This window comes from Salimicrobium album (genome assembly GCF_900107115.1).
In the GTDB taxonomy this organism is placed as follows: Bacteria; Bacillota; Bacilli; order Bacillales; family Halobacillaceae; genus Salimicrobium; species Salimicrobium album.
Genome location: NZ_FNOS01000003.1, coordinates 192,355 through 218,795 on the forward strand (window position 1 = coordinate 192,355; position 26,441 = coordinate 218,795).

A 26,441-nucleotide genomic window follows, 5' to 3' on the forward strand; every position below is an offset into this window, starting at 1 on the left:
GGGTATCCCTCCTTATTGTAATTGTTTCCACTGTTTCTCGAAATTAGTGAACGGATCGTCCTCAGGTTCCGGTTCTTCTTTCTTCCAGCTTCTATAGACAAGGTACAGCCCGTAAGCAGCGGCAACCCCGATCAATGCCGGAAGGTGAGGCGTAATAAAAGCAAGAACCAGCAGTCCGACGATCAGCCATCCTATTTTCCCGCCGGCAGAATCCGTCCTGGTAAACTGTCTATAAACGAGATATAGCAGCCAGATCCCGACAGCAAGCATAATCAATGGTCCGAGACTTGCCAGAATAATCGCCAGAGCCGCCAGAGCTCCGATGAACAATAAGAACTGTTTCATACCATCTCCTCCTTCAACACTAATATTACGGCACTCCGGTACTTCCCGTAATGAGCCGGAGACATATCTTCCCCTAGGTCCGGAGGCGTATTTATTTCCTTTCTGTCCCGCAACCCCGTCGATCTGCGCGTTCCTGAGTGGAAAAGCAGCGCAGAAATAAACAGACACCGCAACGACCTCACGATAGTATGCGGTCACTGCAGTGTCTGCTATTTCTGATATTCATTCTGTTCCGGGCCAGGTTTCTTACCTGTTCAAATAATCCGCAGGTCTTTAGGAGTTTTCGTTAAAATTTCATATCCTCCCTCCGTAACAAGCACATCATCCTCGATCCGTACACCTCCGGTTTCAGGATCGTAGATACCGGGCTCGATCGTATACGTCATCCCCGGCTTCAGCACATCTTCATTCAGATGACTCATGGAAGGGAACTCATGGACATTAATGCCAAGACCGTGACCGATACGGTGCGGGAAGTAATCCCCGTATCCTGCTTCTTCAATGACATTTCTTGCCACCTGGTCAAGGTCTCCGATCCTGGTGCCAGGCTTACTTATATCAAGAGATGCCTGTTCCGCCCGCTTCACCGTTTCATATATTTCGCGCTGTTTTTCATCTACTTCTCCAAAGGCTACCGTTCTCGTTATGTCTGAAGTGTATCCTTCCCACACGACTCCGAGGTCGAACAGTACAAGATCGCCCCTTTTCAAAGTCCGGTCTCCCGGATTTCCATGCGGGTGCCCGGCCTTCTCGCCGAACAGAACCATCGTGGAGAAGGACATCTCCCGTACCCCCCGTTTCTTCATTTCGAACTCGATCCGGGCAAGGACTTCCATCTCCGAAACTCCTTCTTCGAGAGCCGCTATGCCTGCTTCCACTCCCTCATCGGCAAGAGAGGCCGCCTTTCTCATAATACTGATTTCCTTCTCGTCCTTGAGGAGCCGCTGTCGGTCGAGCAGTCCCGTGACGTCCCTGATTTCGGGAGTGGCGAAAGCTTCGATCAGCTGCCCGGCTCTTCCGTAAGAAAGATGCTCTTCTTCTATCCCGAGAGTATGTACAGATTCGTTATAATCCGCAAGCGCCTCCCACGGATTTTCATGGTCCTGATAGGCGATGATATCTCCTTTGAATCCGGTTTCTTTCAGCTGCCCTTTCTCCATTGCCGGCAAAACAGCCACCACTTTCTCATCCGGGAAAACGAGCAGACCAAGAAGTCGTTCGTGCGGGTCGGTCAGGAAACCGGTCAGGTAAAAGAAGTTCTCCTTCGAACTTACGAATGCCGCGTCCATGTTCTCTTTTTTCATACTTTCACAAAATGTTTCCATTCTTTGTGTCATTTTCATCCCTCCTCCCTTTATCCTATCGAACGAGCGGAAGATTGCCAACTTAATGATAAATTTTCGACAAATCCTTTTTTCATACCCTCACCCCGGAGCCAACATGTATAATAGGCATGTAGAAAGGAGTGAAGTTTATGGATCGTACGCGTTTTCTCATAAAAACTTCAGCCGTTTATGCGTTTATCGGGGCATTTATAGGCTCTCATATGGCCGGAGGCGGCGGCCTGGAACTTTCCGCTATCCACGCTCACATTCTTGTCGTCGGGTGGCTGTCCCTTTTCGCTTTCGGCATTTTTTACAAAGTGTTTCCGATACCAAAAGATTCCAAACTCGCTATCGCTCACGTATGGGGGTCGTTCATCGGGGTTTTCGGACTGACTGTCGGAATGTGGCTTTACTACGCGAAGCCGTTCCCCGGCCTTGAAACATTCAGCACCGTCTTTTTTATTGTAGGCGGAACTATTCTGCTAATAGCTTTTGCTATCTTTCTCGTTATCGCCTTCAAGCACAGCAAATTTATTTCGGAAGACTAAAAAAAGCTGCCCGCCCGCTACTCCGTAAAAGTAGTGGGGGACAGCTTTTTTATTGCGCTTTTATATAGACGTTCCTATTCCTCCGGATCTTTTTTCATAGCGGGCCAGAACGCGTACTTACCAAGAACTTTCGTTATGGAAGGTACGAGGAACGGGCGCACGACGAACGTGTCGATCAGAACGCCTATGGCGGTCACCGTACCGAACTGGACGAGGACCTGCAGAGGCAGTACGGCAAGAACCGCAAACGTTCCTGCCAGAATCAGGCCGGCGGAAGTAATAACCCCGCTCGTACTGCTTACCCCGTTGCTGATGGCAGCATCGAGTTTCATCTGCTCCCTGTTCTTCCATATACTCGAAATCATAAATATATTATAGTCATTTCCGAGTGCCACCAGGAACACGAAAGAGTACAGAGGAATGAGTCCCTGCATTGCAGGCTCTCCCATGACGTAGTGGATGATGAGCCATCCGAGTCCGAGAGCGGAAAGATAGGAGAGACCGACAGTCAACAGCAGATATCCCATCGCCGTAATGGACCTGAGATAAGTGACGAGGATGAGGGCTATGATGACCAGAATTACCGGGATGACGATGTTCTGATCACGACTCGTCACTTTCTCCGTATCATACAGACCGGCCGTTTCCCCGTTGATCCATACCTGGTCTTCCGGGTCCTCCTCTCCTTCTTCCTGAAGCCGGTCTTCCACTCTGTTCTTAAGCTCGGGAACGAAAGCCACGGCTTCCCTTGAATAGGGATCTATGGAGAGCGTGACGCTGTATTGTTCATACTCTTCGTTCTCTTCTCCTTTCTCCGCTTCCCCGACGGACTCCACCTCGTCGAGAGCTGCAATATCTTCCCGGAGAGAAACTTCCCTGTCCGATCGGATAAGCACCTGCATCGGTGCTACCGTACCTTCCGGATAGTGTTCGCCTATAATCGCAAATCCTTCGCGGGAAGGCATATCATCGGGAAAAGAATCGAACACTCCGTACGTATAGTTGATACGGGGGACGAACAAAGCAAGGATACCGAGCACTACTACCGTCACCGTGATAATGGTCCACGGTTTTCTCACCGTGATCCGACCCACCCATTCACTGAATCGGCTTTTCGTTTTCGGTCGTCTCACTTTTTTCCCTTTTTTATTTTCCAGTTTCTGAATCATTTCTTCTGTCCGCGGAATGAACGGAAAGAAAGCCGTTCTTCCAAGAAGAGCCAGAAGTGCGGGAAGAAGCGTCAGAACCGCTACAGCCATAACGATGATAGCCACACTGAACGGGACGGCGAAACGGTCGTAGGAAGCATATTGTGCCGCCACGAGCGTAAACAGACCTGCGGCTGTCGTCAGCGCACTGATCATAATCGCTCCCCCGGAATGAGCGATCGCTTTCGTAAGAGCGGTATATTTATTCGGTTCCATGAGAAGTTCGTCACGGTAACGGGTGATAAGGAACAGACAATAGTCCGTCCCGGCCCCGAACAGAAGTACAGTCATAATCGAGACCGCCTGGCTGTCGACGACGATCCACCCCTGGTCTGCCATAAATCCGAGAAGCGGACTTATTATACCGTAGGCGAAACCGACACCGATCAGCGGGACGACCGCCAGAATAGGAGAACGGTATAAAAGGACAAGCAGGAACAATACGAGAAGTACGGTAGAAATGAGCAGAGTGATATCAGCCGTACTGAAAAGCTCCGTGGAATCGATTTGTATCCCTACCGCGCCTGTATATCTGATATGCATACCGTCCTCGGATAAGTCCGTATCGAAATAGTTCTCTCCCGTGATTTCCGTAATCCGTTCCTGCAAGCTGGAAAGGACCGGCTGCAGATCGTCCGTGGTGGCCTCCTCGCTGAAAAACACCGGTGTCGTCAGAGCCTCTTCGTCCCCGGAAGCGGAATCGAGCAGCGCCTGAGGCGGAAGTTCTCCGAAAGGAGGAATCATGGACTGGTATTCAAGCGGATCCTCATCCAGATTCTGATATAACGTATTTATGTTTTGCAGATCTTCCTGTTCGAGTCCGCCATCTCTGTGCCATACGAGCAGAAGAGGTACACCCGCATCATTCGGAAACTGTTCGTCTGCAATATTCGAAGCCTCCACCGACATCGTCTCTTCCGGCAAAAGCTGACTCCCCCCGGTTGTTTCGTCATTCACCTGGGGCCACACGACAGAGACGACCGCTACGAGAGCAATCCAAATGAGGAGAGTCACCCACCTCGTTTTCGAACCTGCTATAGTCTTCCCCCAATTTTTCAGTAAGTTTTTCATGCCCTCACCTGCTCTTCCTTTTTTATTAGTTATTTATAATTATATATACTGGTCAGTTAATTATCTAGTGATTTTTTCTATGGTATAATCAGAAAAAACGTTTACGCATCAGGAAAGGAGGAGGGCTTATGCCGGAGGGGCCAAAAAGATCTGTGGGCAGACCAAAGGTTTCCGAACAGAAACAGCCCACTTATGAAGCCATCCTCCAGTCTGCTTCCACTCTGTTTATGGAGTACGGATACCAGCGCGTGTCTATCGATGACGTAGCCGGACACTCCGGTGTGACGAAAGCGACTGTCTATTACTATTATGCCACAAAAGCAGACCTCTTCACTAAAACGATGGAACATACGATGGAGATGATAAGTCTCCAGATGGAGAAGATACTGAGAGAGGAAACGTCGCTCTACAATAAACTCCTGCGGATTGCGGATGCTCACCTGAAGGCTACCTTCCACATAGACATGGAGGGGCTTATGCGGGAGACGAGGTCCTCTCTGTCCGAAAAACAGAGAAAAGCTACGAAAAATGCGGAAGAAATGCTCCACACCACTCTTGAAAAAGCTTTTATGGACGCTGTAACTTCAGGGGAGATTCCGGAAGTGCCTTTAAAATTCGCCGTCCAGACGTACGTGACTCTGCTCCGGGTGGGGAATTACCGGGATCATGCCAACCTTCCTCTTTTTCCCACTACAGAAGAAACGGCAGAGACCCTTGTCACTTTTTACTGGAACGGACTGTTCGCCCGACCGCTGAATAATAATACTGATACCCATCCTTCTGAAAATTGAAACAGGCACCCTCACGTGGAGGATGCCTGTTTTTGATGTTGCCGCCATCTTGTATTCCTGAGATATGACCCTTCCAGACGAACCGCGGTGAGAGCCGCTACGAAAGCTAACGCTCCATCTTTCAGAAGAAACGGAAGCATACTCGCCCAGGCAGCAGTATAACTGATACCCGCACCTTCTCCGGCCCAAAGGGATAAAGCTGCGTAAAGCCAGGTAACCCCAATCAGATAATTTACGGCAAGACCGGCGAGAGAGGCCTTTACATACCGATTGAAGGCCTGTCTCTTCTCAATGACCGCTCCCGCTGCATAAGCGATCCCCATAAAAGATAATACAAATCCGAAAGTGGGCGAAACGAAACTCCCGAGCCCCCCGCTAAAACCTGCAAATACGGGTACGCCGATTAAACCTACCGCGGTATAGACGAACATAGCGAATGCCCCGCGTTTTTTCCCGAGAATCAGTCCGCTTAATATAGCAACAAAAGTCTGAAGCGTAAGCGGCACTCCCATTACCGAAAGAAATGGTGCTATAGCAGTGATGTTTGCTCCGATGGCCATAAGAGCCACGAACATCGAACCGATTGTAATATCATATGTACGCATGTGTTAACCCTCCCGTTCGTTACGTTAACTTTAATAAAAAAAGTTTTTTGTGTCAACCTTGTTTTTCGAAGGTTAACTCATTTACTTTTCCATTCTTCCGGGAGGAGCCCCCTGTACACCGGCGTCATAAAACGGTCATCGATAAACTGCAGCACTCCGTGATCTTCTTCGGACCGGATCAGTCTGCCTCCGGCCTGCAGAACTTTGTTCATACCCGGATAGACATAGGCATAGTTGTAGCCGTTCCTGTCCTGGTTTTCGAAGTAACGATGAATCAGCTCTTTTTCTATATCTCTCGGCGGGAGGGCCACCCCTACCACGGCAACCCCGCGCAGCCTGTCCCCTTTCAGATCGACGCCCTCCGAGAAAACACCCCCAAGGACGGCAAAGCCGATGATTTCACTTTCTTCGGTGAACTGGGCCAGAAACTCTGACTTTCTTTCCTCGTCCATATTCCGTTCCTGAACAACTATTTCCTTCCCCCATTCTTTAGCATAGGAGTGAATCAGTTCCAGATATGAATAGGAAGGAAAAAAGAACAGATGATTGCCCGGCCAGGTTTCTGTCTGTTTTTTTAAACTGTCACTCACGTCCCGGGCAGTTCTCTCCCGGTCCCTGAACCGGGTGGACAAAGGGGTGAATATCGTGTCGATCTGTTCTCTGCTGAAGGGGGAAGGCAACTTCAAAATATAGTCTTCAGGCGTCCCTCCGAGCATTTCTTTATAGTAAGCAAAGGGAGATAGTGTGGCCGAAAAATAGACAGAGAAACGGTAGGCATCGGTAATTCTCTTAACTACTGTACGCGGGTTGAGGCAGTAAAGCTTCAACTCTTCCTTTTCTTTACCGATGTAAACGAAGTTATCATCTTTCTGTTCAAGCATATTCAGGAAATGCTGGCTTCCGAAGTAGACGTTCATCACCGTCTCATTCTGTTCCTCCGGCAGCAGATCACGCAGGAATGACTCCGTTTCTTCCACAAATGCTTCGATACGTTCCTCCATAACTCCCGGTATTTCGTCGATGGACACTTCCTTCTGATTTTTCGGAAAGAGAGAAGTGATGTCGGAGGCTATGGAAGCAGCCAAACTTCCTGCCCGTTCAGATTCCACCAGGGAGGGCAGCGTTTCAAAGTCAGAGGCGGAAAGGGAAGCGGAGTACATGTCCCGCGCCCGTTCCACGAGATTGTGGGCTTCATCCACCAGCAGACCCATTTTCTTCGTCCTGTCACGGGAGAGTCTCTTCAGAGCAACCCTCGGGTCGTATACGTAGTTATAGTCGCCGATTACGATATCGGCAGCGTTCGTAAGGTCCAGAGAGTATTCAAACGGACAGATGTGGTGCTTTCTGGCATAGGTCTCAATCGTGCTCCGGTCCAGCAGCGACTCATTCGTAAGGATGTCCACCAGGGCGTCATTGATACGGTCGTAATAACCATCCGCAAAAGAACAGTATTCGGGCTGACATATCGTTTCTTCCTGAAAGCAGATTTTGTCCTTGGCCGTCAGTGTCACCGCAGTAAGGGACGCTCCCTCCTCCTGCATCAGACGGATCGCCTCTTCGGCCGTCTCGCGGGTCGTCGTTTTGGCCGTCGCATAATAAAGCTGTTCAAAATCTCCTTCTTCCATCGCTTTCACACCGGGGAACAGAGAAGAAATAGTCTTCCCAATACCTGTCGGTGCCTGGGCAAACAGGGTTCTTCCTTCCCTGGCGGTGCGGTAGACGCTCCCGGCAAACGTCCGCTGACCTTCACGGTACGAAGGATAAGGGAAGCCGAGTTTCGGAAGCGTTTCATGTTTCTGTGCCCGCATACGGACAAGAGTAAGGGCATAAGGTGTGTATGCTTCCACCATGAAACGAACTTCTTCCGCCAGCTGTTCCACAGTAAGATACCGCAAGTACCTGATTTTCTTTTTCGATGCTTTCTGTACGTAAGTAAGCTGAACATTGATACCCTCGAGCTGTTCCCGTTCACAATACATGTACGCATAGCCGTAAGCCTGCCCCCAGTGTTCGGGGAAAAAATCTTCCTCGAGTTCTTCCGCTTCCAGCGAAGTGGACTTGATTTCATCAATGACAAGCCCCTCCTCACTCCTCAACACCCCGTCACAACGACCGTGAATGTGAAGGGTCATCTCTTCCATTTCATACAGAAAGTCGAGATATACTTCTTTTTCCTCTGTCTCTTTGTATTCCTTCTGTACCGCCTGGTGGATGGCCGTCCCTTCACTCAGTGCTTTGGAAGAACGGAATTTTTCATCGATACTGCCCCGTTTATAAGCATATTCCGCCAGCTCCCGAACGGAAATCTTCATCGATTTCATCACACATCACCCCATTTCCCTGTCGTATTTCGTATGTATATTATACACCCTCGGAAAAGTGATATAATAACAAAAGAAAGCGGAAGTTTCCGTTCAGAAACACTGGCGTAAGCAGAAATCTCACGTTCCGGGTGCTTTTCCCCGGAACTGAGAGGACTGCTTAGGTCACGAGTTTCTGGAAACTGCAGCTGGACTAAAACAGAAAGCGGAGACCCCCGCCTGGCTCCAAAGGCATAAGCAGGACTGCCGAAAAGGTGCCCTACCCTTTAGGGAGGAATGCTTATGACCAAAGGAGCCGGGGGTTGCAGCTGGACTAAAAAAGAAAGCGGAAGTTTCCGTTCAGAAACGATAAAATCAATAAATGTAATAAATGAAATGTCGGGTGGATAGTAATGACAAAAAAATGGTGGATAATCGGAATTCTGGTACTCACAGTGATCCTCGCCGGATTTCTGTGGTTCTCACTGACAGATTCAGATAAACAGGACGCTCCCTCCCCTCCCCGGACCGGTGAACCTTCTCAAGATGATGCATCAGGTTCCGATCCGGGAGACCGTAATGCAGAGGGAAAAGATGATATAAGTGAAAATATAAGAGAGTCTTTCTCTGACGCCCTCGATAGTGCAAGAAGCCTGTTTGTGCAACAGGACCTTCACATTACTGCACTGGGAGATTCACTGACGCAGGGAGTCGGTGATACGACGGATAATGGAGGTTATGTAGGTATTCTCGAGGAGTCCATTAACCAGAACAGTGACACAGCCGCAGAAACCGTCCAGGTCGATAATTTCGGAAAAAGAGGAAACCGTACCGATCACCTTCTGGAAAGACTGGACAATGAGGACTTGCAGGGATCCATCCGGGAAGCGGACCTTATTCTTATAACCATCGGCGCCAACGATGTGATAAAAGTAGTGAAAGATAACGTCACTTCTTCTCTTGATTACGAGCAGTTCGTCGAAGCGCAGGCAAATTACGAGCAGAACCTGCGCAGCATTCTCGAAAAAATAAGAGAACTCAACCCCGAGGCAAGTATTTACCTGCTCGGAGTATATAACCCCTTTGATAAATATTTCAAAGATATCCCCGAACTGAATCAGATTATAAGCGACTGGAACAGAATAAGCAGACAGGTACTTACCGAATTCGACAATACAGGGTTCATCCCTATCCGCGACATATTCGAAGGTGCTGACGAAGATATATTGTGGGAGGACAATTTCCATCCGAACGAAGCCGGGTATAAACGGATGGCCGAACGCGTGTTAGAATATATTAGAGAAGAGATTGAAGAATAGCAGTATAGGTGGAGTGTGCAGTGAAGAGATTGAAACACATTATTTTCGAAAATAAATGGCGCAGTGCTTTTTTCGGAGTCATTCTCCTTAATCTCGGCATTGTCCTCTGGGTGCTTGCTCTCATCTTCATCCCGACGGACTACGCCCTTGTCAATGTCGACAGAGAACGGACGAACACGGATGCCGAATTTACGATCGTCTCAACCAAAGAAAATCTGGAACAGTTAACGAATGAATACTTAAATGAAATGTCATCAAACACTATTTTCGATTATTCGATTTCCCTGGATAAATTCGTGAAACTCCGGGGAAATATCCGGGCTTTCGACCAGGTTATCCCCATAACGGTGGAACTTGAGCCGGTAGTGCAGGAAAACGGGGACCTCATTTTGGAACAGCAGGGTATTTCTCTCGGAAAACTTCCGCTTCCAAGCAATAAGGTGCTGGAGTTCGTCGCTGACAACTATGATCTTCCGGACTGGGTGCAGGTGAACCCTGAGGAGGAGAACATCTACGTAGCCCTTACGCAAATGGAGACGGAGAGCAATTTCCGGCTGGCAGCAGAACGTTTTAATTTGAATTCTGACCAGCTCGCCTTTAAAATAGCGGTACCTAAAGACAGTTTCGAACTTGCACAGAAAGTCGTAACCAACAACGATCTGGAATTTCAGAATTAATCCCGAATGAAGGATGTGAGCATATGGACGTAGTAAATAACATCGCCGATCTGATTGGAGATACGCCTCTTGTCAAACTGAATCGTGCGGCTCCGGAAAACGGCGCCACCATCTATTTGAAACTCGAAAGTTTCAACCCGAGCGGAAGTGTGAAAGACCGGGCCGCCTTTGAAATGATAAGACAGGCGGAAGAAGACGGTCATCTCCAGCCGGGGGCCACCATTATCGAACCGACAAGCGGAAACACCGGTATCGGCCTGGCGATGAACGCAGCAGCCCGCGGATACAGAGCGATTCTCGTCATGCCTGATACTATGACTCAGGAACGCATCAACCTTCTCAAAGCTTACGGCGCTGAAATCGTCCTTACTCCGGGGGAAGAAAAGATGCCCGGAGCTATCGCCAAAGCGAAAGAACTGACTGCAGAAATGGAAAACAGTTTTATGCCGATGCAGTTTGAAAACTTCGCCAACCCGGATGCCCACCGGCACACGACGGCAGTCGAAATCAAAGAAGCGATGGAAGCACTGGGAAAACCACTGTCCGCTTTTGTATCGACTGCAGGAACCGGCGGTACGATTACCGGAACCGGAGAAGAGCTGAAAAAATTCTTTCCGGAACTGAGCATCCACGTAGCAGAACCTGCAGGATCACCCGTACTCTCCGGAGGAAAACCGGGCAAGCATAAACTGGTCGGTACCAGCCCCGGGTTCATCCCCGATATTCTGAACAGGGATATTTACGATGAAATTCTTCAGGTCACGGATGAGGACGCCTATGAAGTGACGCGAAGACTGGCCCGGGAAGAAGGCATTCTTCTCGGCACCTCCGGCGGCGCCAGCTGCTGGGCTGCGATGGAAGTAGCCAAAAGAATGAGCCCCGACGATGTAATCGTCGTCATCTCCCCGGACACGGGAGAACGGTATCTCTCCGGAGACTTATTCCGATTTTAATACCTGGACAGCACAAACCCCTGAGCCGTATACATACCCGGTTCAGGGGTTTTTTCACATCCTGTAAAAATCACGGAAACGCAGATGCCAGCCCATGTGAAAGGAAAGCAGGCGCAGACAGAGGATTACTATAAATAAACCGTACATCTGTATGACACTATCCAGATCCACCCAGCCCATACCTGCAACAAATCCTGCTCCCATCGCCCACACCGCATATATTTCCTGATGTAACACCATAGGCCGGCGCTGAGCAAGTACGTCCCTTGTTATTCCTCCCCCTACTCCGGTCAATAAAGAAGCAAACATGACCCCTCCGAGGGGGAAGCCCTGTTCCAATGCGAACATTGCTCCCCCTACAGCAAATGCGGACAGACCTACCGCATCCGTGTATACGTTCCACCTGTCCATAAACATGACCCAGCTCTTCGGAAAGAAGTAAGCGATGGTGATAATCGTTACCGCCACGTAAAAGAATATCCCCTGTTCCCATACGTGAACTACAGGGACATCGAGTGCAATATTTCGTATAATCCCTCCGGCAAACGCTGTTGCGATACCGAGCATATACGTACCAAAAAAGTCGTATCGTTCACTCATGGCTACGATGGCTCCGCTGAAAGCGAAAGCCATGACCGCTATCATATTCATTATATCCCAGGCCATAATCGCGCCCCCAATTCTCGTGTCTGTTTGGAAATATATCACACTTTTTATGTGAAAAGGAGGTCCTTTGACATTTTTCCATTTTTCTTATACAATTATCTTGAATTCGAGATAAGGAGGAGATCTCATGGAAATCAAAGGGATCCACCACGTATCAGCTATAACTAAATATGCCCAGGAAAATCATGATTTTTACACAAATGTTCTCGGCATGCGTCTCGTCAAAAAAACCGTAAACCAGGATGACCCTTCGATGTATCATCTGTTTTATGCCGACGCCGAAGGAAGCGCCGGAACAGATTTCACTTTCTTTGAAATACCGATGCTCGGGAACACGTACGAGGGAACAAATAGCATCTCCACCACCACTCTCCGCGTTCCGGACGATGGAGCTATCGACTTCTGGCAGGAACGCCTTATTTCCGAAGGAGTGGAAGTCGACCCGGTAACCGAACGGTTCAGTCGTCGTATGTTATTCTTCCGCGACCCGGAAGGACAGCGTCTCGGTCTGGTTTCGGACGAGAATAACGAAGGTGTAGCCCCGGGTGTAAGATGGGAAACGTCCGACATTCCCGTATCAAAAGCTATCCAGGGCCTCGGCCCCGTCTATTTTACCGTACCTCACCTTGAACCTACCGCTCAGGTACTGACAGAGACGCTCGGCTTCAAGCAGCTGGACAATGAATCGAACATCTACCGTTTCCAGGCAGGAAAAGGAGGTACAGGAGGGGAAATACACGTCATCGCCGATGCTTCCCTTCCAAAAGAACGTCCCGGCCAGGGAAGTGTTCACCATGCCGCTTTCCGTGTGAAAGACAGGGAGGAACTCGAACAGTGGGTAGAGCGGGTTCAGGATGCCGGACTTATCAATTCCGGACTTGTAGACCGTCATTACTTTCAATCCCTCTATTTTCGGGAACCGAACCATATTCTCATTGAACTGGCTACAGACGGTCCCGGCTTCGACGTGGACGAACCTATGGACTCTCTTGGAGAAGCCCTCTCCCTTCCGCCTTTTCTCGAGAACCGTCGCGAAGAAATAGAGGAAAACCTTAAACCTATCCGCCAACACAAAAATTAATCAATCATCCTCGCCTTCCTCTTTTATGGGCAAGCCCGTAACCTGGAGGAGGGCTGTTTTTTACAGCAGAAACTCCCATCAGATATAAGTTACTTACACACTTCTGAATACTTTCTTTTTTACCCCACATCTCTTGCATTTGTATATCGACCTCGAGTTTATTTCATCATCCCACCCGATCATTTCGAATTTATGCAACCCTACCCTGCATAGAATACTATTTTCTTCTCTCGTATTAATAGCTGAGTAAACCTGCATACTAAAACCTGTAATCAGAGAAATATAAGGCGTATAAAGAAGATTTGATTCTATTTGAAAACTCAAAATAAACAACACGATTCCTAATAAAACTATAAACGACCCCATTTTTTTAACTGAAGATTCCATAGTGTACCCACCTATTAATATTTAATGTTATTCAACTTTCTGTATACTTTGAGATTCACCCCCACATACATGTTCTTCCTGATATTCCACTGAGGAGAGGACGAAGAAACCTCTTATCTTTCCCGTCCCTGTTGTCAGACATTTGATTAATACTGTGGAAAAAGACTAAAATAGAGATACTGACAATTTAAAGAAGGAAGGAATCTATACTCATTATGGATAATCTGAAAGCTCCGGAAACGTTTCAGTCACTGAAAAAAGCGTCCGAAAAAATCTTTGAACTCGTTACAGCTCACCTTAACGTCCAGACTGCTTATGTAGCTAAACGTGGCGATACTGCTATGACAGTGCTGAGCTCCATAAACAATAAAGAGGAACTCGTACCTGAAGGTCTGGAGGTCACCTACAGCGGTGCCGTTTGCCGTGTGGTTATTTCCGGTGAAGGTAATACGCTGAATTCTTCGAATCTGGAAAAGGATGAACTCACGAGAGAACTTGAAATAGCAAAAGACCTGAAAATGAAAGGCTTCCTCGGGGTAACGCTCCGCGATCAGAAAGGCGAGGTATTCGGCACTCTCTGCGTTCTCGACCAGGAGGAGAAAAATTTCTCGGAAGAAGACGTTCAGTTTTTGCAGTCTATCGCAAACGTTCTGTCCTACTTGATTGAACTTGATCATACCCAGTTCAATATGTCCCTGCTCAACGTTCCCATCCTTCCTATAACAAAAGGAGTATCGGTTCTGACGCTGCAGGGTATCGTGGATGAACAACGGGCAGACAAACTGACCGCAGAAGTCCTCCGCTACGTTTCTCAGAACGATATCGACTTTTTTGTAATAGAGCTGTCGGGACTTGTCATCATTGATAATGAATTTCCTTATGTCGTAGTGGAAATTCTCCAGGCTCTCAAGGTGATGGGAGTGGAACCGATTCTGACGGGTGTCACCCCGGCCATCGCCATGCAGGAGGCAGGCACGATAGCTTTACGGAATCTGGGGATTAAAACAGTTTCCAATATAGAAGAAGCCCTTGAGTATATAGGGTTCAGCCTTATTGAATCATAAAAAACCGCCGGAGCCCCCGGCGGTTTTCTTTATGGCTTTATTTGAAATTTACTGGTTCAGACGGTCTTTCACCCAGTTGATCAGTCCACCAGTTTCCATAATTTCGATTTGACGCTCGGATAGAGCGTGCTCTACTTTTATCTTCTTATCCTTGCCTTTTATTTCAACTTCCAGTTCGTTACCTTCACGTACTTTGTCACGAAGACCCGTGAATACGAGAGTATCGCCCTGACTTATTTCGTCCCAATCGCTTTCATTCACAAAAGTAAGCGGGAGAATACCGAAGTTCGCAAGGTTCTGCCAATGAATACGTGCAAAGTCCTTAACGATCGCCACTTTCATACCGAGGAAGCGCGGAGCAAGAGCAGCGTGCTCACGGCTGGACCCCTGTCCGTAGTTGGTTCCGCCGATTACGGCATGACCACCGTCGTCACGGGATTCCATAGCTCTGTCATAATATGTCTCATCCACTATTTCAAACGTGAATTTACTGATTTCCGGAAGGTTACTGCGGTATGGAAGAACACGCGCTCCCCCTGCAAGTATTTCATCCGTCGAAATGTCATCACCCATCTTAAGAAGGACAGGAAGCTCCATATCATTCGGAAGCTCATCCATCTTCGGAATGGAAGCGATGTTCGGTCCTTTCACCAGTTCGTACTCTTTCGATTCTTCTTCCGACACCGGGCGTTCCAGCAGACGGGTATCGACGGTCGGCTCTTCCGGCATATCGACTTTCGGATAATCGAACCCTGCATTTCTCGGGTCGGTTATTTTACCGAAAAGTGCAGAAACCGCTGCCGTTTCCGGACTGGAGAGGAAAACACTGTCTTCTTTCGTGCCGGAGCGTCCCGGGAAGTTTCTTGGAGTCGTACGGAGACTGTTGCGTCCTGTCGCAGGGGCCTGACCCATACCGATACAACCGTTACACCCGGCCTGGTGAAGACGTGCACCGGCCTGAAGGAAGTTCGCGATATGACCGTGCTGCGACAAGTCAATAAGCATCTGACGGGACGTCGGGTTCAGGTCGAGTGACAGTCCTTCGGCAATGTGACGCCCCTCCACGATTTTCGAAGCAATGGCGAAATCACGATAGCCCGGGTTTGCGGAAGAACCGATGTAAGACTGATAGATCGGTTCGCCTTCAACTTCACTGACCGGAACTACGTTACCGGGGCTTGTAGGTTTCGCAATCATCGGCTCAAGTTCAGAAAGATTGAGCTCTTCGTGGCGGTCGTATTCCGCACCTTCGTCCGCTTTCAGTTCAATCCATTCGTCTTCGCGGCCTTCTTCTGTCATATAGCGCTTCGTTTCTTCATCGGACGGGAAGACAGTACCGGTGGCACCAAGTTCTGCACCCATGTTGGCGATTACGTGTCTGTCCATAGCTGACAAGTTTTTAAGACCGGGACCGTAATATTCGAATACGTGGTTCACTCCGCCTTTTACCCCATGGCGACGAAGCATTTCGAGAACCGCGTCTTTCGCGCTTACCCAGTCAGGAAGCTCTCCCGTCACTTTGACGCCCCACACTTTCGGCATCTTAACGTGGAACGGTTCACCGGCGATGGCCATGGCTACGTCAATACCGCCGGCGCCGATGGCGAGCATACCCATACATCCGTTTGCACATGTGTGGCTGTCGGATCCGAGAAGCGTTCTGCCGGGACGGGCCAGACGCTGCATGTGTACCGGGTGACTTACTCCGTTACCCGGACGGCTGTAGTAAAGTCCATATTTCTTTGCGGCACTTTCCAGAAATAAGTGGTCATCCGGGTTCTTACTGTCTTCCTGGATCAGGTTGTGGTCCACGTACTGGGCGGAAGCTTCCGTTTTAGCCCGGTCGATATCCATCGCTTCGAGCTCCAGCATAACCATCGTTCCTGTGGCATCCTGTGTAAGTGTCTGGTCGATTTTGAGGGCGACCTCGGCCCCCGGTGTCATTTCCCCTTCAACTAAATGATCTTTGATTAATTTTTGTGTGACGTTATAACTCACGCAAAAACCCTCCTTATCACAATTAAGTCTTCTATGTTTACCGTTCCTCCTGTACCTTTACCCGAATTATGGCAAATTTATTCATTCAGTTATGAAAAAGTGACTAATGCCTGCTTTGTCAGGGCAGTGAGGAAACAGAAAAACAATCATTTACTGGCCATGATTGTTTTCATAGTAATCGTTCAATTCCTTGATCGGGGTGATGTTTGCAAGAGTCGAAAACACCATGTTTTCATTCATCCAGCGATTTACTTCGACGGCGTCTATTTCCTCGAATTCTCTTTCTTCCGTAAAGCCTTCGAGCAACTTCAGCGACTCTTTCATTCTGCCGAGCGTGCGTCGATTGTCTGTTTTCGTAAGTATAATCTTTTTGGAGTTATCAAGCAGATCTCTTTTGTATTCTTCGTTGATGTCGAGCATCTGAAGAAGCTGTTTTAATGAGCCGCGCAGCACATTATCGATGTTTTCATACTGTTCGGCCTCAAGCCCGAACAGTACAAGTGTAAGTGCCGTGCGGTCATTCATGAGGAGAAGGCCTTCTTTATCCCTCACAGAGAACCGGTTCATCTGCCAGCGATAAATCTCGGGCAGATCTCTTTTATCAAATTCTTCTCTTTCCATAGGCAGTGATTCCGCCATCTTTTCCGTGACGCCGATAGTAAACATGTGTCTCACCTCTTCCCTTCCAGTGTAGCATGCAAAAATGAATCCTGCAGTCCGGAAAAACCGCAGAATTCATTTGACCCGCCTCGCAAAATCGACGAACTGGAACTTATCCGGCCTGTGTCTTGATTCCGTATACTGAAATAAAGTGGCATCGGAGAGATAGACGTAACTTCTGATTACCACTACCTGGGCGTGCTCCAACAGGTCCAGGTACCTTTCATCTTCAGCGGTCGCATCCTCCACTACAATCTGTTTTTTTGCGAAACTGATTTCAAGACCCAGCTCCTCTTCAATGAATTCATAGATCGACTCTTCGGCAATCTGTTTCGTAAGACCCTTCACATAGTCCTGCCTTACGTAATCCTTGTCGAGAATAATGCGCTCGCCGTTGATCTCCCTGCTGCGGATAATATTCCAGACGCGCACGTCCCTGTCACAGCCGAGGGCCTGCTGCAGTTCTTCTTCCGGCTCTGAAAGGAAGAGCTGCTCTACGTTCGTGACGATGTCGCCGCCGAACTGTTCGGAGAGCTCCTTGAAGCTAGTGAGGCCGGAGACCGGGAATTCGAACTTGCTGTGATCAAGCACGACCGAACCTTTCCCCCGGACTTTGTGGATATAACCATTCTGCACAAGCAGGTTCAACGCTTTTCTTATCGTTTCTCTCGATGTCGCATACGCTTCCTTCAGCTCATGCTCCGAAGGAAGAATTTCCCCGGCGTGATATTCCCCGCGCTGAATCTGACGAACAAGTTCATTATAGATAGTAAGAAATTTATTCTGCATTTTTTTCACCATTCATCAGTATATCAGTATTTTTTAATATGATAAACGACGGACTCATAAGGTCTCAGATCGATACTTGTACTCATGGAAGGAGGTGTGTCATAGTTCGAGATCAGCACGACCCCTTCTCCCTGCACCCGTTCCGGCAACGCGGCCTTCGTTTCTGTGCCGTAAAAGTTACTGACGGTAACGAGACGTTCGTTCTCCGTTTCGCGTTTATAAGCGAAAAGAGAAGGGTCCTCTTCAAGCAGAAGTTCATAGTCCCCATGAGTGATAATGTCGTACTCTTTCCGCAGACGGATCAGCTTCTGATAATATTGGAAAACCGAATCTTCCTGCTGAAGTTCCTTTTCAGCGTTGATGTATTTATAATTATCCGGGACACCGATCCATGGCGTGCCTGTCGTAAAACCGGCGTTCTTCCCGCTGTCCCACTGCATCGGTGTACGACTGTTATCCCGTGATTTCTGTTTAAGAATGCCGATGATCTCCTCTTCCGATTTCCCCTGTTCCTTCATCATCTCATAACTGTTGAGGGATTCCACGTCCCGATACTCTTCGATCGATTCGAAGCCCGGATTCGGCATTCCTATCTCTTCTCCCTGATAGATGTAAGGGGTGCCTTTCATCATATGCATAGTAGCAGCCAGCATCTTCGCAGAAGTGACCCGGTACTCCCCGTCATCCCCGAAGCGGGAGACGACGCGCGGCTGATCGTGGTTGCACCAGAAGAGCGCGTTCCACCCTCCCCCTTCATGCATTCCTGTCTGCCACTCGCTCAATATACGTTTCAACTCCTGAAGGTCGAAAGGCGCCTTCGTCCACTTCTCACCGTTCGGATAGTCGACTTTCAAATGATGGAAATTGAACGTCATGCTCAGTTCCTGACGCTCCGGACGGGTGTACTTGATGCAGTGGGCGATGGTGGTCGAGGACATCTCCCCTACGGTCATCAGATCGTGCGGTGCAAATACTTCTCGGTTCATTTCATGCATGAATTCATGCACCCGGGGCCCGTCCGTGTAGAACTTCCGCCCGTCTCCCGTATCGTCGTCCGGAAAACGCTGGTCTTTTGATACGAGATTGATTACATCAAGACGGAACCCGTCGATGCCTTTCTCCGCCCAGTGTCTCATCATATCGTACACGTCCCGGCGTACGTCTTCATTTTCCCAGTTCAGATCCGCCTGCGTTACGTCGAAAAGATGGAGATAATACTGACCTGTATCCTCATCGTATTTCCACGCATTACCCCCGAATTTCGACTGCCAGTTCGTCGGTTCCTCTCCGTTCACCGGATCCTTCCATATATAGTAATCGCGATAAGGGTTATCCTTCGATGTCAGAGACTCCCGGAACCACCTGTGTTCGGTTGACGTATGGTTAACAACTATATCCATGATCACTTTGATACCACGCCGGTGCGCTTCTTCCAGCAGACGTTCGAAGTCTTCCATCGTTCCGTATTCTTCGTGGATGTCAAAATAATCACTTATATCGTACCCGTTGTCATTCTGCGGAGACTTATAGACAGGTGTGAGCCAGATCACATCCGCCCCGAGTTCCCTGATATAGTCGAGTTTTTCAATGATTCCCTGAATATCACCCGTACCATTGCCGGTAGTATCATTGAAACTCTTTGGATAAATCTGATAAACAACCGCTTTCTGCCACCATGGTGCCGTTTCCATACAAATACCTCCTTTTTTTGTTTACGATAAACCGGAAGCCGTGAAGGTATCAGGACCCACACGGCTGGCTGAGTTATTAAACGTCGCGTTTACGTTTGGCGTAAAGATATGTCGCCGTAAGAGGAAGAACGATGACAATCGCCATGCCGATCAGAAAGTCGCCCCAGTACTCGTTCATGATCGAGAAAATACCGGGCACCCCGCCGACACCGATCGATGTGGCCAGCACGCCTCTTGAAGCTATATAAAGTCCGGCTATTCCAGAAGAGATAAGGGAAATGACGAACGGATACTTAAAGCGCAGGTTGACCCCGAACAGTGCCGGTTCTGTAATACCGAGCCATGCGGAAAGTCCGGAAGAACCGCTCAACCCTTTAAGTTTCTCGTCTTTCGTAGCAAGGAAAATCGCGAAAGCCGCCGACCCCTGAGCGATGTTCGACAGAGCAAGCATCGGCCAAAGGAACGTACTCCCGGTACTGCCGACGAGCTGAATATCGACGGCCAGGAACGTATGGTGCATACCCGTAATAACGAGTGCTCCGTAAAGCCCGCCGTACAAAAGACCACCGGCCCAGGCTGCCATATCAAAGAGTGCGATAAAACCGTCGCTGATTCCATTACCGATAGCGAAAGTGACCGGTCCGATAAAGATGAACGTAAGAAATCCTGTTACGAGAAGAGCGACCGGGGCCACGATAAGCAGCTGGATACTTTCCGGAATTCTTTTGCGCAGGAACAGTTCTATTTTCGTAAGAACCCATGCAGCTACAAGTACCGGAAGTACCTGACCCTGATAACCGATCTTATCGACTTCGAATCCGAACAGGTTCCAGACGGGAACCGTCCCTTCTTTGACAGCCTCCCCGTAACCGTAAGCACTCAACAGTTCCGGGTTAACAAGAACGAGACCAATCAGCATACCAAGAAGAGGTGTACCTCCGAATTTCTTGGCAGCTGACCACCCTATGAGCGCCGGCAGGAAGACGAATGCCGTATTCGCGATGACTATAATCATGTTCGCGAAACCGGACCACTGCGGATAAACATCAATAATCGACTGCTCCTCGAAGAAAATCCCCGGTCCAGTGAGCAGGTTATTCAGACCAAGCAGGAGCCCTGCCGTGATGATAGCCGGCAGAATCGGAATGAATATGTCCGCAAGTGTCTTCACACCGCGTTGAAGGGGGTTCATCTTGCCTTCTGTCTGTTCTTTGACTTCTTCCTTCGAGGCTTCCCCGATTCCGGCAAGTTCTATAAATTCGTTGTAGACTTTGTCCACTGTACCCTGACCGATAACGACCTGAAACTGATTGTTGGCAGAGAACGATCCTTTTACAACATCGAGCTCATCCAGCCTTTTCTGATCTACAATCCCCTCATCTCCCAGTGCAAGCCGTAAGCGTGTTACGCAGTGAGTAGCCGCCTCCACGTTTTCTTTACCGCCCAGAGCTTCGAGGATCTGTTCTGCTTCTTTACGATAGTCCACGTCATTCCCTCCTTAAAATATCTTGACTGATATACTACAACCGCTTTCATTTTCTGGCGTCTTGTATATACAACTTGTGTTAATTATTTTAATTTGTATATACAGGAATGACAACCCTTACATTTCAAAAAACAGAAATTTCTGCTACTATGTGTATATACACATGTAAAGGTGGATGGTTGAAATGTTGAAAAAAGCTTTACTGGTCATCGATTATACCAACGATTTCGTTCACGAAAACGGGGCACTCACCTGCGGGGAACCGGGACAGGAGATAGACGGAAACATAGCCGGCCATATTCACGAATTTGCGCACAACCGGGAAGATATATTCTTCCTGACGGATGCTCATCACGAAAAAGACACCCGTCACCCGGAGACCGATCTTTTCCCGCCCCACAATATCATCGGTACCTCGGGACGCGACTTATACGGAGAAGTGGAGAAAGCGTCGGGACAATACAAGAACGAACCGTTCGTGCACTACCTGGATAAAACGAGGTACAGCGCTTTCGCCGGTACCCCGCTCGATCTTCTTCTGAAAGAAAGAGGAATACGGGAACTTCACATAACCGGTGTCTGTACGGATATCTGTATCCTTCATACTGCTGTGGATGCTTACAATTTAAGTTACCCGACGGTCATCAATCGAAACGCAGTGGCTTCATTTAATCAGCAGGGACATGAGTGGGCGCTCGGGCACTTCGCCTCCTGTCTCGGTGCTACCGTCTACTGAGAAGCGTTTACAAGTTTTTCTGTTTGAATTTAAGGTGGAAATCGCATATTATAAATGATGGATAATAACGACTTAATGATTTTTATCAGTCAGAGAATAGAAAACAGGAGGAATCACCATGAGCTCAGATTACCGGGTTCTTCTCTATTACAAATACGTTGATTTACCAGACTACGAAGAATACTGTGCCAATCACTTACATTTCTGTAAAGATCTTGGTCTCCGGGGTCGTATTATTGTAGCTCCGGAAGGTATTAACGGAACAGTATCGGGGACGGTCGAACAGGTAGAGGAATACATGGAATATGTGCGTTCAGATGAACGGTTCGCTGACATCCATTTTAAAATCGATGAACATGAAGGTCACGCTTTCAAGAAAATGCACTGCCGTGTGAAGCCGGAACTCGTCAACTGGAATATCGAGGAAGACGACATCGACCCGAAAACGTTCGGAGGGCAGCATCTGAAACCGAAAGAGTTCCGTGAAATGCTTGAAGACGAAGATACCATCGTCATTGACGGACGTAATGAATACGAATATCGTATCGGCCATTTCCGTAACGCGATACGTCCCGACGTGAACTTCTCCCGGGAGTTTCCGGAGTGGATAGCGGAGAAAGCCGAAGAATGGAAGGACAAAAAGGTGCTGACTTATTGTACCGGCGGTATCCGTTGTGAAAAACTCACCGGCATACTGAAGAAAAACGGAGTAGAAGATGTTTATCAGCTCGAAGGCGGAATTACTACGTACGGAAAAGACCCGGAAGTCCAGGGTGAGCTGTTCGATGGCAAAATGTACGTATTTGATGAACGGGTTACCGTTCCGGTGAACCAGAAAGAAGAAGTGATCGTAGCTGAATGCGAGCACTGCGGCAAGAAAGAAGACCGTATGATCAACTGTTCTAACCCGGGCTGCAACCGTCAGTACGTCTGCTGCGAAGATTGTGAACAGACATACCATGCCGCCTGCACGATTGAATGCAAAGAACATCCGGAAAACCGCTGGAGCCCCGAGCTCGGAACGCAGATTGATAAATATACGCGTATGCAACAGGAGAAAATGAGACAGAAAGCTTAAAGCTTCTCAGTCTTCCAATAATCAGCAAAACCCCTGCAGATGTGCCTGACCGGCTTTCTGCAGGGGTTTTTATTTAGGTATTTTCATCTTTTCCTTCCAAAAATACGCTCGGCTGCGTGATAGGTGGAGCCGATTCCTTCACCGAAAGATAACGCATGACGAATAGCTTCCGTAACGAAATATTTCGCTTCCTCCACGGCTCTATCCATCGGCAGTCCTTTGGCAAGGCCAGCTGCAATGGAAGCCGAATACGTGCATCCGGCCCCGCTTGTATGAATCGTATCAATCCGCTCGGAACGGTATTCCTTCACTTCCGTTCCATCGAACAGGAGGTCGACGGCCGGATAATCGGACAACCCTCCGCCTTTCAAAAGGACGTAGTCCGCCCCGAAACTGTGCAGCTGCTTCACGTCCCTCTCCATCTCTTCAATCGTTTCGGGAGCCCTTCTGCCGAGAAGCTTTCCTGCTTCCTGTAAATTCGGAGTGATCACTGCAGCAAGCGGAATCAGTTCTTCTTTCAAACTTTCCACCGCCTCCTCCTTCAGGAGCTGGGTTCCCATCTTACCGATCATGACCGGATCCAGAACGTACGGAACCTGTTTATACCTTTTCAGGAGTTCTGCCGTCGCTTCAATAATCTCTTTTGTAAACAGCATACCGGTCTTCAGGGCGTCGGCTCCCACATGCTCCATCGACGCGTGAACCTGAGCCTGCACAGATTCGACCGGCTGGGTGAACACCCCTGTATCCGTCACCGAATTGTTGGCAACGAGAGCCGTGACCGCACTCATTCCATATACGTTGTGTTCTTCAAACGTTTTCAGGTCCGCCTGAATACCTGCACTCCCCTGGCTGGCCGAGCCGGCAATGCTTAACACCCTTGGTATCATTATCGTTCCACCTTTCTTCTGTTTTCTACTATAATGTAAATCAGGAGGTTGCCTATGGCTAAATATCCCGAGTTATCCTGGTCCATTGCCAGACACAATACACTTATGACCTGCGCACGTAAATACGTTTATCATTACTACACTTCCCATAATGGATGGATCAGTAATATAGACAGTTTACAGCATCAGGCATACAGGCTCAAAAAAATAACGAACCTGGAAATGTATTTCGGAAGTATCGTTCACGAAACAGTTGAAAAAGCCGTTGCCCATTACCGCACCACCGGTGAACTGCCGGGGGAGGATAAGATGAAAAACTACATCCGTCAGAAACTCAACCTCGCCTACCGGGATTCCTATCACCGGGAGTATAGCTGGTGGCGGCGGCCGAAAGGCTACATCATGCTCCATGAGGTATATTACGGAAACACGATTCCGGAAGAAAAAATAGATAAAATCAAGTACCGCCTCGACACCGTTCTTAAAAATTTTCTTTCCAGCCCCACTTTTCGCGATATGCTCGATACGGAAAACACGGACTTTGTGGAATCCGAGAAGTTTCGCTACTTACTGATCGACGGGGTGAAAGTCTGGGTCGTTATGGACCTTCTTTACTACCATCATCAGTCAGGCAAGTGGGTTATCGTCGACTGGAAGACGGGGAAACAGACAGAAGAGGACCGTAACCAGCTGGCCCTTTATGCCATGTATGTGAAGCATACTTTTCCTGTAGAGTCCCTTGATGAGATTACGATCCGGAACGAATATCTTCTTGACGGGAGCACCGAAGAACATAAGCTTACCGAAGAAGAAATCGTCCGCGTGCAGGATATGTTCAATCTCAGCCTCCGGGAAATGGAAGAATATATGGAAGACAGGGGAAAAAACATACCGAAACCCATCACCTCTTTCCCTATGCAGCAAAACAGGAGTATTTGCGCCTCCTGCAACTTTCAGGAACTATGTTTTCCGGAGGGTTATGTTTAAAACGGCAGCGAACAGGATATGTATTATAAAGTAGACAAACAAATCGAAGGGAGCTTTGATCAATTTATGAAAGTACTAGTAGCTGGTGCAAACGGAAAAACAGGACGTTTGCTCATACAATATCTAAAAGAAGATGGACACGAACCGTACGGCATGGTTCGTAAAGAAGAACAGAAAGGTACAATCGAATCACTCGGCGGTATCCCGGTTCTTGCTGACGTAACGAAAGATGTCGGTCACGGTGTAAAAGGCATGGACGCTGTCATATTTGCAGCAGGCTCCGGCTCAAGCACAGGACCTGAAGAGACGGTAAGAGTCGACCAGGAAGGCGCCATCAATCTGATTAAGCATACGGAAGAATTCGGCATGACCAAATTCGTTATGCTGAGCTCTATTGCCGCAGGAGACCCGAGCCGTGTAGGTGAAGATATGCGCCATTACATGGAAGCGAAAGGTAAAGCGGATGAGTATCTGCAAAGTACGGAACTGGATTACACAATCGTACGTCCAGGCGGTCTGACCGACGGCGATTCCACTTCCAAGATTACAGTGGGCGACACAGTTGATTTTGGTGAAATCCCTCGTGCGGACGTAGCTAAAACTATCATCGCGGCGCTTCAGGAACCGAACGCTTTCCACAAGGCTTTCGAAGTGATCAGCGGCGATACTCAAATCGAAGAAGCTCTTAAAACATTGAGATAAAATCGAGAATGTAAAAGTATCTATTACGAGAAAAGTCTCCCGCCTGCAGATATCTGCAGGGGGGAGACTTTTTAATGTATAACACTTATTTTCTTCCGTATATTACCGTCATATCAGGTTTTTTCTCCAGTTTTTAAATTCGAGTTCATTGAATTTCCATGCCATTTTCTCTTCATCCACCTGAAGGAGAGCTTCCTCCAGTGGAAAATCAATTTCGACGTTGCAACGGATTGCGGCTAAACCCCTCGAAAGATGCAGCATATCGAGGTCCGTCTCGATTTTACTTCGCTGTGCTTTTGTAAGAGCGCTTATGTTTTCAAGTATCCCTTCAATCGTACCGTACTGATGCAACAGCTTCAGAGCGGTCTTCTCCCCTATCCCTTTCACTCCGGCGTAGTTGTCGCTGCTGTCTCCCATGAAAGCCTTCAGATCAATGAGCTGTTTCGGGGTGATCCCTTTTTCCTCTTTCAGCCTTTCTTCCGTATACTCGGCATAGTTACCGTACCCTTTTTTCAGTAATACTACAGAAACATTCGGTTCAAGCAGCTGCAGCATATCCTGATCACCAGTCAGAATCAGCACTTCGGCTTCTTCCCGGTAATGATGACTTAATGTCCCTATACAGTCGTCCGCTTCATACCCTGCCAAGCCGACGTTCGGTATATGTAGAGCTTCCATCACTTCTTTTGCCAGATCGAACTGTGGGACCATCTCTTCCGGAGGTGCGCTCCTGTTTGCTTTGTAGCTCTCGAGCATATCGTTTCTGAATGTTTTGCTGCCCATATCCCAGCAGGCGACGACGTGAGTCGGTTCATATTCCCTCACCGCCGAAAACAGATGCTTCACCATTCCGTACACGGCGTTTGTCGGTACACCTTTCGAATTGATCATATAATAATTGCTCACAGCTGTAGCATAGAAGGCCCGGAACAGCAGCGCCATCCCGTCCACGAGCATCACTCTTTTAGACATCTTCCCACTCCTTTCCTATCTCCGGTCATTATACCAGAAACAGGGTCCGCTATATATCCGTCAGATAATTGACAATATTCCACCTTCGTGCTAAATTTTATCTGTAAGCGTT

At 48.4% G+C, this 26,441-nt stretch carries 24 protein-coding genes; 11 read left to right on the plus strand and 13 right to left on the minus strand.

The genetic code is table 11. The features are described from left to right. Window positions 1-12: 12 nt before the first annotated feature. Window positions 13-345: a lmo0954 family membrane protein gene (locus BLU03_RS07040; protein WP_008589343.1), complete on the minus strand. Its 333-nt coding sequence runs from the start codon at window positions 343-345 to the stop codon at window positions 13-15. 254 nt (window positions 346-599) lie between these two features. Next, window positions 600-1,682: a M24 family metallopeptidase gene (locus BLU03_RS07045; protein WP_008589342.1), complete on the minus strand. Its 1,083-nt coding sequence runs from the start codon at window positions 1,680-1,682 to the stop codon at window positions 600-602. 137 nt (window positions 1,683-1,819) lie between these two features. On the opposite strand from BLU03_RS07045, the gene BLU03_RS07050 reads away from it, so the two are divergent. Next, entirely contained in the window at window positions 1,820-2,218 is a 399-nt protein-coding gene (locus BLU03_RS07050) for a hypothetical protein (RefSeq protein ID WP_008589341.1), read from the plus strand. Window positions 2,219-2,292: 74 nt separating this feature from the next. Here the strand turns inward: BLU03_RS07050 and BLU03_RS07055 are convergent, their stop codons facing one another. After that, window positions 2,293-4,497 (minus strand): MMPL family transporter, encoded by a 2,205-nt coding sequence (locus BLU03_RS07055; protein ID WP_093106704.1) that lies wholly within the window; start codon window positions 4,495-4,497, stop codon window positions 2,293-2,295. Window positions 4,498-4,625: 128 nt separating this feature from the next. Here BLU03_RS07055 and BLU03_RS07060 point away from each other — a divergent pair, with 128 nt between their 5' ends. Further along, complete coding sequence (locus BLU03_RS07060) at window positions 4,626-5,288, plus strand: TetR/AcrR family transcriptional regulator (protein WP_008589337.1); 663 nt, start codon at window positions 4,626-4,628, stop codon at window positions 5,286-5,288. An 11-nt stretch (window positions 5,289-5,299) separates the two neighbouring features. Here BLU03_RS07060 and BLU03_RS07065 read toward each other — a convergent pair whose 3' ends face one another. Next, a complete protein-coding gene (locus BLU03_RS07065) occupies window positions 5,300-5,893 on the minus strand; it encodes a biotin transporter BioY (RefSeq protein ID WP_076571520.1) in 594 nt (197 codons plus the stop codon). A gap of 77 nt (window positions 5,894-5,970) precedes the next feature. Next, entirely contained in the window at window positions 5,971-8,214 is a 2,244-nt protein-coding gene (locus tag BLU03_RS07070; RefSeq protein ID WP_093106707.1) for an ATP-dependent DNA helicase, read from the minus strand. Window positions 8,215-8,606: 392 nt separating this feature from the next. Between BLU03_RS07070 and BLU03_RS07075 the strand changes: the two genes are divergently transcribed. From BLU03_RS07075 to cysK, 3 genes are read left to right on the plus strand one after another with little or no spacing between them, the layout of a single operon-like run. Continuing rightward, window positions 8,607-9,512: an SGNH/GDSL hydrolase family protein gene (locus tag BLU03_RS07075; protein ID WP_093106710.1), complete on the plus strand. Its 906-nt coding sequence runs from the start codon at window positions 8,607-8,609 to the stop codon at window positions 9,510-9,512. Between the two features lie 20 nt (window positions 9,513-9,532). Then, window positions 9,533-10,189: a YpmS family protein gene (locus tag BLU03_RS07080; protein WP_093106713.1), complete on the plus strand. Its 657-nt coding sequence runs from the start codon at window positions 9,533-9,535 to the stop codon at window positions 10,187-10,189. Between the two features lie 23 nt (window positions 10,190-10,212). After that, on the plus strand, window positions 10,213-11,142 hold the full coding sequence (gene cysK, locus BLU03_RS07085; RefSeq protein WP_093106715.1) for a cysteine synthase A: 930 nt from the start codon (window positions 10,213-10,215) through the stop codon (window positions 11,140-11,142). Between the two features lie 54 nt (window positions 11,143-11,196). Here cysK and BLU03_RS07090 read toward each other — a convergent pair whose 3' ends face one another. Further along, entirely contained in the window at window positions 11,197-11,808 is a 612-nt protein-coding gene (locus BLU03_RS07090) for a trimeric intracellular cation channel family protein (RefSeq protein WP_076571507.1), read from the minus strand. A gap of 127 nt (window positions 11,809-11,935) precedes the next feature. Between BLU03_RS07090 and BLU03_RS07095 the strand changes: the two genes are divergently transcribed. Together BLU03_RS07095 and BLU03_RS07105 are read left to right on the plus strand one after the other, a co-directional pair. After that, a complete protein-coding gene (locus BLU03_RS07095; protein WP_076571505.1) occupies window positions 11,936-12,889 on the plus strand; it encodes a ring-cleaving dioxygenase in 954 nt (317 codons plus the stop codon). A 602-nt stretch (window positions 12,890-13,491) separates the two neighbouring features. Further along, window positions 13,492-14,340, plus strand: a complete 849-nt coding sequence (locus BLU03_RS07105) for a GAF domain-containing protein (protein ID WP_093106721.1) — start codon at window positions 13,492-13,494, stop codon at window positions 14,338-14,340. A 48-nt stretch (window positions 14,341-14,388) separates the two neighbouring features. On the opposite strand, the gene BLU03_RS07110 is transcribed toward BLU03_RS07105, so the two are convergent. The 5 genes from BLU03_RS07110 to treP all read right to left on the minus strand — a co-directional run bounded on the left by BLU03_RS07110 (window position 14,389) and on the right by treP (window position 20,964). Next, window positions 14,389-16,338: an aconitate hydratase gene (locus BLU03_RS07110; RefSeq protein WP_093106724.1), complete on the minus strand. Its 1,950-nt coding sequence runs from the start codon at window positions 16,336-16,338 to the stop codon at window positions 14,389-14,391. 150 nt (window positions 16,339-16,488) lie between these two features. Next, window positions 16,489-17,004: a DUF6933 domain-containing protein gene (locus BLU03_RS07115; RefSeq protein ID WP_008589316.1), complete on the minus strand. Its 516-nt coding sequence runs from the start codon at window positions 17,002-17,004 to the stop codon at window positions 16,489-16,491. Window positions 17,005-17,073: 69 nt separating this feature from the next. Next, complete coding sequence (gene treR / locus BLU03_RS07120; protein ID WP_008589314.1) at window positions 17,074-17,787, minus strand: trehalose operon repressor; 714 nt, start codon at window positions 17,785-17,787, stop codon at window positions 17,074-17,076. Window positions 17,788-17,810: 23 nt separating this feature from the next. After that, complete coding sequence (gene treC, locus BLU03_RS07125) at window positions 17,811-19,478, minus strand: alpha,alpha-phosphotrehalase (protein WP_093106727.1); 1,668 nt, start codon at window positions 19,476-19,478, stop codon at window positions 17,811-17,813. A 76-nt stretch (window positions 19,479-19,554) separates the two neighbouring features. Beyond that, window positions 19,555-20,964, minus strand: a complete 1,410-nt coding sequence (treP, locus tag BLU03_RS07130; protein ID WP_093106730.1) for a PTS system trehalose-specific EIIBC component — start codon at window positions 20,962-20,964, stop codon at window positions 19,555-19,557. A gap of 184 nt (window positions 20,965-21,148) precedes the next feature. Between treP and BLU03_RS07135 the strand changes: the two genes are divergently transcribed. Both BLU03_RS07135 and trhO read left to right on the plus strand, forming a co-directional pair. Then, window positions 21,149-21,700 carry a cysteine hydrolase family protein gene (locus tag BLU03_RS07135; RefSeq protein WP_008589307.1) on the plus strand — a complete coding sequence of 184 codons (552 nt, stop codon included), beginning with the start codon at window positions 21,149-21,151 and terminating at the stop codon, window positions 21,698-21,700. 118 nt (window positions 21,701-21,818) lie between these two features. Then, on the plus strand, window positions 21,819-22,778 hold the full coding sequence (gene trhO, locus BLU03_RS07140) for an oxygen-dependent tRNA uridine(34) hydroxylase TrhO (protein WP_008589305.1): 960 nt from the start codon (window positions 21,819-21,821) through the stop codon (window positions 22,776-22,778). A gap of 83 nt (window positions 22,779-22,861) precedes the next feature. Here the strand turns inward: trhO and thiD are convergent, their stop codons facing one another. Continuing rightward, window positions 22,862-23,668: a bifunctional hydroxymethylpyrimidine kinase/phosphomethylpyrimidine kinase gene (gene thiD / locus BLU03_RS07145; RefSeq protein WP_093106732.1), complete on the minus strand. Its 807-nt coding sequence runs from the start codon at window positions 23,666-23,668 to the stop codon at window positions 22,862-22,864. Window positions 23,669-23,722: 54 nt separating this feature from the next. Here thiD and BLU03_RS07150 point away from each other — a divergent pair, with 54 nt between their 5' ends. Next, window positions 23,723-24,655, plus strand: a complete 933-nt coding sequence (locus tag BLU03_RS07150) for a PD-(D/E)XK nuclease family protein (RefSeq protein ID WP_008589300.1) — start codon at window positions 23,723-23,725, stop codon at window positions 24,653-24,655. Window positions 24,656-24,721: 66 nt separating this feature from the next. Further along, window positions 24,722-25,357, plus strand: coding sequence for an SDR family oxidoreductase (locus BLU03_RS07155; protein WP_008589297.1), 636 nt, complete (start codon window positions 24,722-24,724; stop codon window positions 25,355-25,357). Window positions 25,358-25,465: 108 nt separating this feature from the next. Here BLU03_RS07155 and BLU03_RS07160 read toward each other — a convergent pair whose 3' ends face one another. Beyond that, complete coding sequence (locus BLU03_RS07160; RefSeq protein WP_093106735.1) at window positions 25,466-26,329, minus strand: 5'-3' exonuclease; 864 nt, start codon at window positions 26,327-26,329, stop codon at window positions 25,466-25,468. Between the last annotated feature and the right edge of the window lie 112 nt (window positions 26,330-26,441).